Origin of the sequence: Streptomyces sp. TN58 (genome assembly GCF_001941845.1) — a bacterium.
Taxonomy (GTDB): Bacteria; Actinomycetota; Actinomycetes; order Streptomycetales; family Streptomycetaceae; genus Streptomyces.
Genome location: NZ_CP018870.1, coordinates 966,235 through 979,224 on the forward strand (window position 1 = coordinate 966,235; position 12,990 = coordinate 979,224).

Below are 12,990 nucleotides of genomic sequence, written 5' to 3' on the forward strand. Positions count from 1 at the left end.
ACGTGTGGGGCGTCAAACGTTCTGAAGAACCCTGTTCCGATTGACAGGAGCAAATCAAGAGCGAACCGGGGGTAAGGACTTGTTCAACAAGGTTTCTCAAAACCCCCTCCACACATCCTCCACCTTGCACACGCGTCCTCACGAACTTCCGCTTGTAATAGGCACGTTCTTTGCAGAGGTGTGCGGCGAACCGCCGACGACGGCCGCCGCGCAGGAGGCGCGTCGGGGCGGAGCAGGAACACCCCGTCCCCGTAGGACTCGTCGGTCAGCACCGTCCAGTGGGTCCCGCGGAACTCCTCGAACAGCCGGGCGGGTCTCCACCGAGAGGGCGGACTCCCGGTAGCCGAGGCCGAGCCGGTGGGTGGCGGCGGGCCGAAACGGTGGAGCGGCCCGGGAGATGACTCCCGGGCCGCTCCACCGACGTCACGAGCGCGGTGTGGTCACCGGCTCAGATGACGCCCTGCGCCAGCATCGCGTCGGCGACGCGCTCGAAGCCGGCGATGTTGGCGCCGGTGACGTAGTCGCCCGGGGCGCCGTACCGCTCGGCGGTCTCGTGGGCCACGGCGTGGATCGACCGCATGATGGCGGCGAGCTCGTCCTCCACCCGCCGCGCGCTCCAGGCCGCCCGCCCGGCGTTCTGGCTCATCTCCAGGGCGCTGACCGCGACCCCGCCCGCGTTGGCGGCCTTGCCGGGTCCGAACGCGACCCCGGCCTCCCGCAGGATCCGTACGGCCTCGGGGGTGGTCGGCATGTTGGCGCCCTCACAGACCGCCCTGACCCCGCCGGCGACGAGAGTACGGGCGTCCTGCGCCTCCAGTTCGTTCTGCGTGGCGGAGGGGAAGGCGATGTCCGCCGGCACCTCCCAGACCCGGCCGCCGGGCACGAAACGCGCCGAGGATCCCCGGCGCTCCGCGTACTCGCTGACGCGTCCGCGCTCGACCTCCTTGACCTGCTGGAGCAGCGCGAGGTCGATGCCCTTGTCGTCGACGACGTAGCCCTGGGAGTCCGAGCAGGTCAGCGGGTTCGCGCCGAGCTGCTGGAGCTTTTCGATGGTGTACAGCGCCACGTTGCCGGACCCGGAGACCACGGCGGTCAGCCCGTCCAGCGCCGCGCCGCGGACCTTCAGCATCTCGGCGGCGAAGAGCACGCTGCCGTAGCCGGTCGCCTGCGGCCTGATCGCGGAGCCGCCCCAGCCCTGTCCCTTGCCGGTCAGGACGCCGGCCTCCCAGCGGTTGGTGATGCGCCGGTACTGGCCGAAGAGGTAGCCGATCTCACGGCCGCCGACACCGATGTCCCCGGCGGGGACGTCGGTGTGCTCGCCGATGTGGCGGTGCAGCTCGGTCATGAAGGACTGGCAGAAGCGCATGACCTCGGCGTCCGACCTGCCGCGCGGGTCGAAGTCGCTGCCGCCCTTGCCGCCGCCGATCCCCAGGCCGGTCAGGGCGTTCTTGAAGACCTGCTCGAAGCCCAGGAACTTCACGACGCCGATGTCCACGGACGGGTGGAAGCGCAGACCGCCCTTGTAGGGGCCGAGCGCGCTGTTGAACTCGACCCGGTAGCCGCGGTTGACCTGCACCCGGCCGCGGTCGTCCTGCCACGGGACGCGGAAGACGATCTGCCGTTCGGGCTCGGTGAGGCGCTCCACCAGGGCCAGGGCCGGGTCGGCGTACTCGGGCCGGGCGGTGAAGACGGGGGCCAGGGTTTCGAGGACCTCCCGTACCGCCTGGTGGAACTCGGGCTGTGCGGGGTTGCGGCGCTCGATCTCGGCCCGCAGTGCTTCCAGCCTGTCCTTCGAGTCCTTCACGTGTGTCCTTCCAGGTCGATTTTCCGCGTGCGGCGCGCCACGAGCACGCGCCTTTCGGAAGAGTTCTTCCAGAGGGCGGCCCTTTCGCGGAGGCTACCGCGCGGCGTGCCGGCCCGGGGAAGGGTCTTGCCCTGCGGACAAAAACGCGGCGGAGGGCAAGCCGGCGGCCGACGGGCCGCGAACGCCTCAGCCCTCGCTTCCGGCCCCGCGGTCGGGTGCGCCCATGTCCCCGGTGGCGGGAACGCCGTCGGCGAGTCCGTAGCGCAGGTACACGGCTCCCTTCGGGCCGGCGGCCGGGGGTGCGAGGAGCGTGAGGTTCGTGGGTACCGCGCCCCCGTCGAACAGCTTCTTCCCGACGCCGAGCACGATCGGGTGCACCCAGAGGTCGAGCCGGTCGAAGAGCTTCTCGCGCAGCAGCGTCTGCACGAGGTCCAGGCTGCCGACGACCTTGACGTGCTCGTGCCGGTCGCGGATCTCGCGCACCGCGCCGGCGAGGTCCGGGCCGAGCTGGGTGGATCCGGCCCAGGAGAGGTCCGGCGTGCCGCGCGAGGCCACGTACTTCGGGACGCGGTTGAAGAGGGTGGCGATGTCGTCGTCCTGGCCGCCCTCCTGGTGGGGCCAGTAGGCGGCGAAGATGTCGTAGGTGCGCCGGCCGAGCAGGAGGGCGTCGGTGCCCTCGTACGCGGCGCCGATCTGCGCCTCGGCGGTCTCGTCCAGGAGGGGTGCCTGCCAGCCGCCGAAGGGGAACCCGGCCGGGTCCTCGTCGGGGCCGCCGGGCGCCTGGCCGACGAGGTCGAGGGTCGCGAACAGCTCGATGTGGATGAGTCCCATGGCGTGCTCCCGGTGAGTGGTCCGTCTTTCTCCGTCAATGGATAGACCGGCGGGAGCCCGCGGACTCATCGGCGCGGCAGAAGTCCGGCGTACGGGTCGGGGGGCGCCGTGACGCGGCCCGGGCCTGACGCGGACCGGCCCGGTGGCGGCCCGGCACTGCCGCGGGCCGGCCCGTACGCGGCCTGGTCCTGGCGTGGCCCCGCCCTGCCGGATCCGCGGCGGGCGCGGTTCACCGGGCCGCAGGACGGCGAAGCCTACGATGTCCGGCATGTCCGGTACGGCAGTCGTCGATCCGCACCTCCCCTCCGCCGGCGCGCGGCTGCGGTCCGGCGCCCGCCTGGTGATCTGCGCCGCCGTGCCCTGGTACCTCTGCCTGTGGTGGGGCACGAGCACCGCGCCCGTCCCCGCCGCCCTGCCGGCCGTACTGATCCTCCGCGAGGACGTGTACGCGGCGCCGCGCCTGGCGTGGGAGCGCCTGCTGGGCGTCCTCACGGGTGTGCTGCTCAGCATCCTCGTACTGGACCGGCTGCCGCCCTCGTCGCTGTCCTTCCTGGCCGTGCTGGTCTGCGGGTGCGTCGGCACGTACCTGCTGAGCCGGCCCGGCTCCCCCAACCCGCAGGTCCTCGTCACCGCACTGATGATCTACGCCACCGCTCTTCCCGGGTATCCGTTGGCGCGCCTTGCGGAAACCCTGGTCGGAATCGCCGTGGTGGTCCTGCTCGGACCGCTGCTGTGGCCTCCTGACCCGTACAGGTCGGCCTCGCGGGGGCTTGACGCGTACCGGGCGGACGTCGGGCGCCTCCTCGACGGGGTGGCCGGCCGGCTCGCCCGCGGCGGACCGCTCGCGGCCCCGGACCCGCTGCCCGAGGGGGCGCGGTTGTGGCTGCGGCCGCAGGCCTGCCGCGCCGCGTTCGACCGGGCGGCACGGCGCCGGCGCCCCCGGAGGCCGCCCGACGGGCTGGACGGCCGTCTGCGCCTGGCCACCCGCAGCGCCCTGACCCTCCAGTACTTCACGCAGGAGCTACAGGAACGGGCCCGCGGCCTGAGCGCCGACCTCGCCGAGGGCACCGCGCCAGCCGTTGGCGCCGCGCCCGATCCCGCACTGCGCGCCGTCGCCCCGCTGGTCCGGTCGACCGCGCGGGCCTTGGACGCGGCCTTGCGCGGGGAGGAGTTCGCCGCCGAGCTCGACCGGGCCCGCGGGCTCGACCTCGCCCACCGCGCGGCCCACCCCACCCGGCACGACGCGGTCCTACGGGCCGGCCTGCACCTGACGCACGAGGCCCTCAGCGCTCATCTCGCGACCCGCCGCTGAGGACCGTGCTGTCCGCCGGGGCCGACCGCGGCAGCAGGAGCGGGGTGGCCATGCCGAGGACGCCGGCGATGGCGATCGCGGCGCGAGGTCCGGTGGCGACGGCGAGCAGCCCCCACAGGGCGGTCAGCGTGGCGATGACGGCCTTGCCGGACACCGACCAGGCGAGCAGCGTACGGGCGGCCCGGTCGGCGGGGGTCCGGGCGAGCCGGCTGGTGGCCAGCACCGGGTTGAAGACGCCCATACAGGTGATGAGGCCCAGCTCGACGGCCATGACCAGGACGATCCCGCTCGTACCGGGGCCGACGAGGGCCAGCCACGGCAGCCAGCACGCCCGCAGCGTCCCCGCGGTGAGCATGACCCGGCGCTGCCCGAACCAGTCGACGAGCCCGGGCGCCAGTCGCGAGCCGATCAGGCCGCCCACGCAGGGCGCGGCGAAGGCGAGTGCGTACTGCCAGGGCGCGAATCCGAGGGGGCCGAGCATGAGAACGGCGAGCAGCGGCGAGGTCGCCATGATCAGGCCGCCGACGAGGACCGAGTTGAGGAACAGGGGGCGCAGCACGGAGTCGGCCAGGATGTGCCGCCACCCTTCGAAGAGGTCGCCGGCCCGCAGCCGCTGCCGGGCGCCGCCGCCGGGCGCGGGCGGCGGCTCCGGTGCCCCGATCGCGCGGATGCCGGCCGCCGAGAGCAGGTGGCTCACCGCGTTGGCCATGACGGTCACCACCGGTCCGAAGGCGGCGATCGCGGCCCCGCCGAGGGGCGGTCCGAGCATGGTGGCGGTCCATGTGGTGGATTCGAAGCGGCCGTTCGCGACGAGCAGGTCCCGCGGCGGGACGAGTTCCTTCAGGCAGGCGCCGCCGGCCGCCGTGAAGGCGATGCCGGCCGCGCCGGCCACGACCGAGACGAGCAGGAGCTGGCCGAAGGTGAGCGCACCGAGCAGGTACGCGGCCGGCACGCTCGTCAGCGCCGCGAACCGGAGCAGGTCCATCGCGATCATCACCCGCCGTTTGGGGCGGTTCTCCACCCAGGGCCCGAGCGGCAGCGCCAGCACCGCGCCGACGGCCGGCCCCATGGCCGCCAGCAGCGACACCTGGGTCGTCCCGGCGTGCAGGACGAGGATGGCGATCAGCGGGAACGCGTCGAAGGCGAGCCAGGTGCCGAGCGTGCTGACGGCGTAGGACGCCCACAGCCACCCGAACCCCCGGCCCAGCCGCCGCCCTCCCCCCATGCCCCGCCCGCCCTCCCCGTTCCATATACGGACATCCGTACCGACGGCCGTCGCACCGTCAGGGGGATACAACCGAGCGGCGCCTCGGTGGGTCAAACCGACGGGTGCTGCACACGCGGTGTCCGTGCCGGGCCGTGTCGTCACGCGCTACGGTGGCGGGATGGAACAGCGGATCAGCCTGGTGACCCTGGGCGTCGTGGACCTCGCCCGCGCGAAGCGCTTCTACGCGGCGCTCGGCTGGCGGGGCACCGAGGTCGAGGAGACGGTCTTCCACCAGGCGGGCGGTCTGGCCCTGGTGCTCTGGGACCGCGGGAAACTGGCCGCGGACTGCGGTCTCCAGGACGCCCCGCCGGCCGGCTTCGGCGGGATCGCCCTGGCGCACAACGTCCGCTCCGACGCCGAGGTCGACGCCGTCCTCGCCGCGGCCGCCGCGGCCGGCGGCACCGTCACCCGCCCGGCAGCCGTCAACGCGATCGGCTTCTACTCGGGCGTCTTCACCGACCCCGACGGCCACGCCTGGGAGATCGCCAACAACCCCGGTTTCACCCTGACCGAGGACGGCTCCCTCATCCTGCCCGACTTCGGTGGCGGCGCCGTGTCCTGACAGCCCGTGCGCGGTGGACGCTCGGAGCGATCCGCCGCGTCCCCGGCGGGGGCGGACCTTCGGCCGGGCCCCTGCCGGGGCCGCTCGCGCGTCGGTGGCAGAGTGAGCCGCATGATCGGACGCCTGCACACCGTCGTCATCGACTGCCCCGACCCGGATGAACTCGTCGGCTTCTACGAGAAGTTGCCGTCCCTGTCACGGCAGGAGGACACCGGCGAGTTCGTCGTGCTCCAGGACGCGGCAGGGACCCCGGTGGTCCTCTTCCAACGAGTGGACGGTTTTCAGGCGCCGCGTTGGAGGGATTCCGCTCGTCCTCAGCAGATGCACATCGACGTGCTGGTCACGGACCTCGACGTAGCGGAGGCCCAGGTGCTCGCTCTCGGGGCGACGCTGCTGGACGGTTCCGACAAGCCGATCGGCTACCGCGTCTACGCGGACCCTGTCGGCCATCCCTTCTGCCTGATCACCCCGGAGGGGCCCTGACCCTGCCGTGAGGCCTGGCCGGCTCTGGTCGTCGTCGCCGTGCCGGATGTCGTTGAGGTAGGCGACCTGCCCTCTGTGTGGTGACCTTCGGGCGGGGCCACGGGCCCCGGTGTCAGCTCGGGGAACCGCCGTGGTTGCGCAGGACGTTCAGCGCGGTGTCGAAGGCCGAGTCCCTCTTCCTGTCGAACTCCTCGTCCGTGAAGACCGGCTCTTCGAGGTGCGGCGGAATGCCCGTGCCGTCGAAGGTCCTGCCTGACCGGGTCAGGAACTCCTCGTTCGGAAGGCGGGCCGACATGCCGTTGGGGAGCTCGCGTGACATGACGTCCGAGAAGACGCCCTGTGTGGGCTGCCCGATGCGGACCGTCCTGCCTGGCCGGTCCATGAGGGCCTGGGTGAAGGTCTCCCCCGCGCTGACGGTCGAGCCGCCCGTCAGCACGGCCACCGGGCCGGTGTAACGGGGCCCCTGGGCGGGCGTGGCGTATACGGGCTGGGGGCGGGTGTGCCGGGTGGGGTCGGCGGGGTCGTTGCGGGCCCGCTTGGCGTAGGCGAGGTACGAGGTGTCGGTGAGGCGTTCGGCGATGCGGATGCCCAGGGCGTCGTAGCCGCCGCCGTTGATCCGCAGGTCGATGATCAGGCCCTTCAGGCGCTGGGTGCGCTCCTGGTCGAAGACCGTGTCCAGCGCCCTGTCGAGTTCGGCCACCTGGGCGGCGTAGGGTGCGCGGTCGCCCGCGTAGCCGCCGAAGCCGGAGATCCGCAGATAGCCCTGCCCGCCGGGGAGGTCGGCGTACGTGATCCGCCCGTTGGCGAAGTCCTGGAGGTTCCGGGCGTTCTTGAGGTCGCGCGCCACGACGAACGCCTTGGCCTTGGTGTCCAGCGCCAGGCTGGGTACTACGGTGCCGGGGCGAACCTGCGCGAAGACGCGATCGCCGTCCCGGACGGCGACGTGGGCGTCATGGAGCGGCTTGACCATCTCGCTGAGGACGGCGTAGAGCTCGTCCCTCGTGGTCCCGGCGTGTACCAGGGGGCGGTACTGGTCGCGTACGGCGTGCCAGTCGATGCCCTTCGCGGCGAAGAAGGGGTAGTTCTCCTCGAAGGACTGCCAGAAGACGTCGAAGGCGGCGAGCGGCCCCTCGGGGGCCGGACTCGTACAGGTGTCGGGCAGTTGCGGGACGCGGCGCAGGTTCCGGGCGTCGACGGAGCCCTCCGTCCGCAGGGAGCCGCGGTCGCGACCTCCTTGGGTGCGCACGGTGAGGACGGTGCCGTTCGGCATGGTGTAGGTGCCGGGGGCGGTCCGCTGCGCGGAATCGCCCTTGAGGCAGCTGACGGCGGTGGTCTGGTACTCCTGGAAGGTTCCGTTCCGGATGGAGAGGACGGTGCCGTAGCCGTCCATGCGCCAGATTCCGTCGGCGCTCGGCGGGTGGGCGGTGGCGGCGGGCGCCGCCTGGCCGGCGAGGGCCAGGGCGGCGACGGTGGCGGTGACGGTGGCGGTGACGATGCGCACGATCCTGCCTTCTCTGTAGGCGTCTTGCTCGGGACAGTCCCACCGTTGCCGACAGGGCGTTCGTCCGGCCATCCCGCTGCCCGGTGGGTCCACGGTGGGGCCGGCCCCCACTGCCGGGCCAGACCGGCGCCGATTGAGGGGGCGGGTGGCCGCTGGGGCCGGTCCCATGGCGAACCGTCCTGCTGTGCACAGCATCCCGCCGTTCGCCGCGGAAGCGTCCGCGCGTGCGGACTTCGGGCAACGCCTTTTCCGGGGCTGCCTCTTGGGGCGGGCGGGTACGGGTGCGGTCCGCGCCGACGACTCTTCCGCCGTCGCGCCAGGGGGAGTTGGGGGTATTGCCCGACTCGTCCCTGTGTTGACCCTGCGGGCTTCCTTAAGGGAACTTGAAGAAGCCTCCCAGAAGGCGATTCGGGCTGGTCACGGGCCTAGGCTCAGACGGACTCCCCTCCTCCCCTTCTCTTGCGAGGTGTTACCGGCATGAGCCGCAGCCGAACTCCCGAACCGCAGACCCGCGTCGAGGCCCGGCGGAAGAAGGCGGTGCGCACGCGCATCGTGCTGTCTGTCACCGCGGCCGCCGCGGTGGTGGCGGTGGGGGTCGCGGTGGCCGACTCCGGCGATGACGCGCGGACCGACCGGCGGGCCGAGGGCGCCGCCGGAGCGTCCTCCGGTACGGGCGCGGGGACCGCGACCCCGGCCCCGGACACCGCCACGCCCACCACCGACGCCACGGTCTCGACGAACGCAAGCGCGGCCGCGTCGCCCGACGCCGGGGCCTCGGCGTCGGCGACGCCCACGGAGCCCGCGACGGAGCAGAGCAGCAGCCCGGCCGCGGCGGCCTCCTCTCCCGCCGCCAAGCCCACGAAGAAGCCCGCCACCACCTCCGGGGGCGGCTCCGGAGGCCCGGGAGGCTCGGGAGGCGGCGGCAGCACCGGCGGGGGCGGGGGCGGCGGCACCGTCGACCAGGGCGAGGAGTCCGCCGTGCTCGCCCTGGTCAACAAGGAGCGGGCGGCCGCCGGGTGCGGCGCGCTGACCACCAACGCCAAGCTGAGCGCCGCCGCGCGCGGGTACAGCGACACCATGGCCCGCGCCGGCGTCATGTCGCACACCGGGCCGGACGGGTCCACCATGACCAGCCGTGTGGAGGCCGCCGGCTACAAGTGGTCCAACCTGGGCGAGAACATAGCCCGTGGGCAGGCCGACGCGAACGCCGTCATGAAGGCGTGGATGAACAGCCCCGGCCACCGGGCCAACATCCTCAACTGCGCCTTCAAGGAGATCGGCATAGGCGTCCACAAGGGCGACGGCGGCCCGTGGTGGACCCAGAACTTCGGCGCCTCAAGGTAACCGAACCCCCGCACAACGGGCCCAAGGGGCGAATGCCCCTGCCCTCCCCTGAACCACCCCCCACAGCCACGTCCTCCCATCCGTACGCGGGTGGGAGGACGTCGGCGTTCGCCCGTCGGCCCGGCCCGATCCGGGGAGCCGGTGACGGGCCGGCCGGAGCGTCGGTCACTATGGGGCCGTGCCCCGAACTCCGCGCTACCTGCTCATATGGCTGTCGTGCACGGCCGCCAGCGTGACCGCCGTGCTCGCCACGGTCCAGTTCGTCGTCGGCTCGACCCGGCATACGCCCCCGGTCGCACGGTCCGCCCCGACGGTCATCGACACGCCTCCCGCCTGGCAGGCGGGGAGCCCGCCCGCACAGACGCCGTCTCCTACCGCGTCCGCCAGCCCCTCCCCGACCGCCTCGCAGCGGCCGTCCCCGACGTCGGCCGCCCCCACCCCCGCCAAGGCCGCGTCGGGCGCACCGCGGACCGCCGCGCCGCGGACCGTCGACTGCGAGCAGGGCGGAGCGGGCTTGTACACCGTCCCCTCGCAGGGCGGCAAGGTGACGGTTCGGTACGGGAGCCGGGGCGTGTGCCTGATCTCCGCGATCCCCAGCCGCGGCTTCAAGACCTCCACCTCGCAGACCTCGGACAGCACCCTCACGGTCACCTTCACGAGCGCCGGCCACCGATCCGTCATCACGGCGACGATCGATCCTGGAGCGAAGGCCAGCGTCCGCGAATCGTCCTTCTGACAAGCGCGCACCAACCCCTCCCCGCGCCCCGGTCATTATGACCGTTACGAGCGCTCTGTCGCATCCCGGCCGGGGCTCCGGCGAAGCGGAAGGTGAGCTCTTCCTTAGGGCAAGCTCAAGATCACGCCGAGTCGGTTCCGCGGGCCCCGAGCGGTCCTATGCTCGCCTCAGCCGAGTGGCCTCCGGCTCCGGGGCACGCCGTCCCCGAGCCCATCGGGCCGCCGGCTTCACCGAGCCGGGGGGCGCTTCGCCCATCCCGCAGTCCGAACCGTGCCTTGGGGTGTCTTCGCCATGAGTTCTCGCATGCTCCGACCCGTCCGCGCCTTCCGCGCCGACAGTGCCGACAGTGCCGCCAGCGCCGACCGCCGTACGACGTCTCCCCGCTCGGCCGCGCCCCTGGGACGGCGGTTGCCGCTGGTCGCCGCGGCCGTCGTCGCGGCGGGCCTGACCGCGGCCTGCGGACCGTCCTCCGGGTCCGGCGGCTCCGCCGCCGCGGCTGCGGCCACGACCGGCCAGTCCTCCCCCGCCTTCCCCTCGGAGTCTGCTCCGGCATCCGCCGAGGCGTCCCCGACCGCGTCGGCCTCGCCGTCCGCGTCCGCTTCCGCCTCCTCCTCGCCGACCCCGCCGCGGGCACCGTCCGGCTCCGCCTCCTCCGGCGGGGGCTCCGCCAAGCCGGCCCGTACGTCCGCCGCGCCCGCGCCCGCTCCGGCCAAGGTTCCCGGCCCCGGCTACGACAGCTCGGCCGACGCGCAGAAGATGATCGACGCTGCGCTGCGCTCGGCCAAGGCCGACGGGCGGATGGTCCTGCTGGACTTCGGCGCCAACTGGTGCGGCAACTGCAAGGCCGCCGACAAGGTGTTCGCGCAGCCGCAGACCGCCGGGATCCTCGGCGCCTCCTACCACCTGGTCAAGGTGGACATCGGCGGCAACAGCTCCGCCAACTCCGCGCTCCTGCGCAAGTACAGCCCCTCGGGCGGCACCTACAAGATGCCCGTCCTGGTCGTCGTCTCACCGTCCGGCACCGTGCGCACCGACACCCACGTCACCGGCAACCCGTCGCTGACCGCGGAGGGCATCAACGCCTTCCTGCGCAAGTGGGCGTCATGAGACGGTCCCTCCGGGCGTCCGTCGCCGTCCCGGCCGGCACCGGCCTCGCGGTGGCGGCCGCGCTGGCCGTCGCCGGGATCTGCACGGACGACGGCTCGGCGGCCGGGTCCGCGGCCGCGGGGCCGGGCACGGTCCGCGCGGCTGCCGGGGCGGCGGTCATCGACTCCGGCTCCCGCCAGGAAGCGCCCGCGCTGGCCGGTGCCGACCTGGACGGCAGGCCGGTCGCCCTCGGCGACTTCCGCGGCCAGGTCGTCGTCCTGAACGCCTGGGGCTCCTGGTGCGGTCCCTGCCGTGCGGAGGCGGACGACCTGGAGCGGCTCAGCCGGCAGACGCGCGCCGACGGGGTCCGCTTCCTCGGGATCAACACCCGGGACCGGGACCGGGCGGCCGCCCGGTCCTTCGTACGCGCCCACGACATGACGTTCCCCAGCCTCCACGACCCCGACGGCGAACTCCTGCTCCGGTTCCCGCCCTCCGTGGTCAACCCCCAGGCGATCCCCTCGACACTCGTGATCGACCGCCGCGGGCGCGTCGCCGCCGCCATCGCCGGCGCCGTCACCGACGAACAGCTGCGGCCCCTGCTCGCACGCGTGCTGCGGGAGGAGTCGTGACGGCCGCCGCACCATGGACGCTCGCCCTCGCCGACGCGCCCTCCCTCGTCAACGGAACGCTCGCGATCGCGGCTCCCGTGGCGTTCGCCGCCGGACTCGTCTCCTTCCTCTCGCCGTGCGTGCTGCCGCTCGTACCGGGCTATCTCAGCTACGTGACCAGCCTGTCGGTCGCCGACCTGGCGGACGCGCGCGGCGGGCGGCGCAACCGGATGGCGGTCGGCGCGCTGCTGTTCGTGCTGGGCTTCACCGCGGTCCTCGTCTCCGGCGGCGCGCTGTTCGGGTACTTCGGCAGGAGCCTGCTGGCGCACCAGGAGACGATCACGCAGGTGCTCGGCGTCCTCACGGTGCTCATGGGGCTGTCCTTCATGGGCTTCCTGCCGGGCTTCACGCAGCGGGAGTTCCGCAGCCACCGGCGTCCGGCGCTGGGCCTGGCGGGAGCCCCGGCCCTCGGAGCGGTGTTCGCCGTCGGCTGGACCCCGTGCATCGGGCCGACGCTGGCCGCCGTGCAGGCCCTGGCGTGGACCGAGGCGAGCGCGGTCCGCGGAGCCCTGCTGATGGCCGCTTACTGCCTGGGGCTCGGTCTGCCCTTCGTCCTGGCCGCGCTGGCCTTCCGGCGGGCGCTGGGCGCCTTCGGCCTGGTCAAGCGGCACTACCCGTGGGTGCTGCGGACCGGGGGCGGCATGCTCGTCCTGGTCGGCGTCCTGCTGGCCACCGGGGTCTGGAACGACATGGTCTACACGCTGCAGTTGTGGAGCGCGAATTTCGACACGGCCTTCTAGCCAGGCCCTGTCTGACACGTCCCGCCTGGCGCGCGACGCCCGGCACGCACACTACCGAGGTACCGATGAACACCCCCCTGTATGTACGGCCTTCCCGCATGGCCCGCGTCGCGGCCGCCCTCCTCGCCCTGGCCGCGGTCTCGGCATGCGGCGGGCAGCCCGCCGCGGACACCGCCGGCTCCGGCGTCGGCCCGGCACCCACGACGAGCTTCACCGAGAACGGGGTCACCGTCACCCTGTCGGTGTCCGACTGGAAGGCCTCGGCGGGCACCCTCACGGCGGTCTTCACTCCCGAGGCCGAGGGCTTCCACCTCTACAGCACCGACCTGCCGGCCACCGGCGTCGAGGGCGTCGGCCGGCCGACCGCGGTGGGGGTCACCGGAGCCCTCAAGGCGGAGGGCAGGCTGAAGGCCGCCGCTCAGGTGCAGTCGATCAGTGTGCCCGGTGTCGACGCCCCCGTCCCGGTCTACCCTGACGGCCCGGTCACCACGACGCTGCCCGTACGCGCCGACGGGAACGGCGACGCGACGGTACTGGTCGGCTACGCGAGCTGCAGCACGCGGGACGGCTGCACCATTCCGGTGTCCGACCGCCCCGTACGGCTGCGCATCACGGGTGAGGGCCCGGCGTTCGGGGCTCCGTGACGGGCGTGG

The 12,990-nt window shown here is 73.3% G+C and carries 13 protein-coding genes; 9 read left to right on the forward strand and 4 right to left on the reverse strand.

Annotation, left to right across the window (positions count from 1 at the left end; translation table 11 throughout):
* Window positions 1-448 precede the first annotated feature (448 nt).
* Together gdhA and BSL84_RS04445 are read right to left on the reverse strand one after the other, a co-directional pair.
* A complete protein-coding gene (gene gdhA / locus BSL84_RS04440) occupies window positions 449-1,804 on the reverse strand; it encodes an NADP-specific glutamate dehydrogenase (protein ID WP_030029584.1) in 1,356 nt (451 codons plus the stop codon).
* A 186-nt stretch (window positions 1,805-1,990) separates the two neighbouring features.
* A complete protein-coding gene (locus tag BSL84_RS04445; protein WP_030029585.1) occupies window positions 1,991-2,635 on the reverse strand; it encodes a dihydrofolate reductase family protein in 645 nt (214 codons plus the stop codon).
* A 268-nt stretch (window positions 2,636-2,903) separates the two neighbouring features.
* On the opposite strand from BSL84_RS04445, the gene BSL84_RS04450 reads away from it, so the two are divergent.
* On the forward strand, window positions 2,904-3,947 hold the full coding sequence (locus BSL84_RS04450) for an FUSC family protein (RefSeq protein WP_159393501.1): 1,044 nt from the start codon (window positions 2,904-2,906) through the stop codon (window positions 3,945-3,947).
* On the opposite strand, the gene BSL84_RS04455 is transcribed toward BSL84_RS04450, so the two are convergent.
* Window positions 3,919-5,172: an MFS transporter gene (locus BSL84_RS04455; RefSeq protein WP_075969855.1), complete on the reverse strand. Its 1,254-nt coding sequence runs from the start codon at window positions 5,170-5,172 to the stop codon at window positions 3,919-3,921. The genes BSL84_RS04450 and BSL84_RS04455 overlap by 29 nt on opposite strands.
* Window positions 5,173-5,332: 160 nt before the next feature.
* On the opposite strand from BSL84_RS04455, the gene BSL84_RS04460 reads away from it, so the two are divergent.
* Window positions 5,333-5,776, forward strand: coding sequence for a VOC family protein (locus tag BSL84_RS04460; RefSeq protein ID WP_030031003.1), 444 nt, complete (start codon window positions 5,333-5,335; stop codon window positions 5,774-5,776).
* A gap of 111 nt (window positions 5,777-5,887) precedes the next feature.
* Complete coding sequence (locus tag BSL84_RS04465) at window positions 5,888-6,259, forward strand: VOC family protein (RefSeq protein ID WP_075969856.1); 372 nt, start codon at window positions 5,888-5,890, stop codon at window positions 6,257-6,259.
* 112 nt (window positions 6,260-6,371) lie between these two features.
* On the opposite strand, the gene BSL84_RS04470 is transcribed toward BSL84_RS04465, so the two are convergent.
* Window positions 6,372-7,760 carry a S41 family peptidase gene (locus BSL84_RS04470; protein WP_075969857.1) on the reverse strand — a complete coding sequence of 463 codons (1,389 nt, stop codon included), beginning with the start codon at window positions 7,758-7,760 and terminating at the stop codon, window positions 6,372-6,374.
* Window positions 7,761-8,237: 477 nt separating this feature from the next.
* On the opposite strand from BSL84_RS04470, the gene BSL84_RS04475 reads away from it, so the two are divergent.
* The 6 genes from BSL84_RS04475 to BSL84_RS04505 all read left to right on the forward strand — a co-directional run bounded on the left by BSL84_RS04475 (window position 8,238) and on the right by BSL84_RS04505 (window position 12,981).
* The gene (locus BSL84_RS04475) at window positions 8,238-9,104 is read left to right on the forward strand and encodes a CAP domain-containing protein (protein WP_075969858.1); all 867 of its coding nucleotides are present in this window, start codon (window positions 8,238-8,240) and stop codon (window positions 9,102-9,104) included.
* A 178-nt stretch (window positions 9,105-9,282) separates the two neighbouring features.
* Window positions 9,283-9,840, forward strand: coding sequence for a hypothetical protein (locus BSL84_RS36870; RefSeq protein WP_234308298.1), 558 nt, complete (start codon window positions 9,283-9,285; stop codon window positions 9,838-9,840).
* Window positions 9,841-10,143: 303 nt separating this feature from the next.
* Window positions 10,144-10,947: a thioredoxin family protein gene (locus tag BSL84_RS04490; protein WP_075969859.1), complete on the forward strand. Its 804-nt coding sequence runs from the start codon at window positions 10,144-10,146 to the stop codon at window positions 10,945-10,947.
* Window positions 10,944-11,558 (forward strand): TlpA family protein disulfide reductase, encoded by a 615-nt coding sequence (locus BSL84_RS04495; RefSeq protein WP_075971973.1) that lies wholly within the window; start codon window positions 10,944-10,946, stop codon window positions 11,556-11,558. Before BSL84_RS04490 ends, BSL84_RS04495 begins: the two co-directional genes overlap by 4 nt.
* Complete coding sequence (locus tag BSL84_RS04500; protein ID WP_030032737.1) at window positions 11,555-12,337, forward strand: cytochrome c biogenesis CcdA family protein; 783 nt, start codon at window positions 11,555-11,557, stop codon at window positions 12,335-12,337. The genes BSL84_RS04495 and BSL84_RS04500 overlap by 4 nt, the downstream gene beginning before the upstream one ends.
* Before the next feature lie 65 nt (window positions 12,338-12,402).
* Window positions 12,403-12,981: a hypothetical protein gene (locus BSL84_RS04505; protein WP_159393502.1), complete on the forward strand. Its 579-nt coding sequence runs from the start codon at window positions 12,403-12,405 to the stop codon at window positions 12,979-12,981.
* The last annotated feature ends 9 nt before the right edge of the window (window positions 12,982-12,990 follow it).

Excerpts from the sequence above, each read along its gene's own strand:
- BSL84_RS04445 (WP_030029585.1), bottom strand. The coding sequence starts at position 2,635 with ATGGGACTCATCCACATCGAGCTGTTCGCGACCCTCGACCTCGTCGGC.
- BSL84_RS04450 (WP_159393501.1), top strand. The coding sequence starts at position 2,904 with ATGTCCGGTACGGCAGTCGTCGATCCGCACCTCCCCTCCGCCGGCGCG.
- BSL84_RS04455 (WP_075969855.1), bottom strand. The coding sequence starts at position 5,172 with ATGGGGGGAGGGCGGCGGCTGGGCCGGGGGTTCGGGTGGCTGTGGGCG.
- BSL84_RS04460 (WP_030031003.1), top strand. The coding sequence starts at position 5,333 with ATGGAACAGCGGATCAGCCTGGTGACCCTGGGCGTCGTGGACCTCGCC.
- BSL84_RS04465 (WP_075969856.1), top strand. The coding sequence starts at position 5,888 with ATGATCGGACGCCTGCACACCGTCGTCATCGACTGCCCCGACCCGGAT.
- BSL84_RS04475 (WP_075969858.1), top strand. The coding sequence starts at position 8,238 with ATGAGCCGCAGCCGAACTCCCGAACCGCAGACCCGCGTCGAGGCCCGG.
- BSL84_RS04490 (WP_075969859.1), top strand. The coding sequence starts at position 10,144 with ATGCTCCGACCCGTCCGCGCCTTCCGCGCCGACAGTGCCGACAGTGCC.
- BSL84_RS04495 (WP_075971973.1), top strand. The coding sequence starts at position 10,944 with ATGAGACGGTCCCTCCGGGCGTCCGTCGCCGTCCCGGCCGGCACCGGC.
- BSL84_RS04505 (WP_159393502.1), top strand. The coding sequence starts at position 12,403 with ATGAACACCCCCCTGTATGTACGGCCTTCCCGCATGGCCCGCGTCGCG.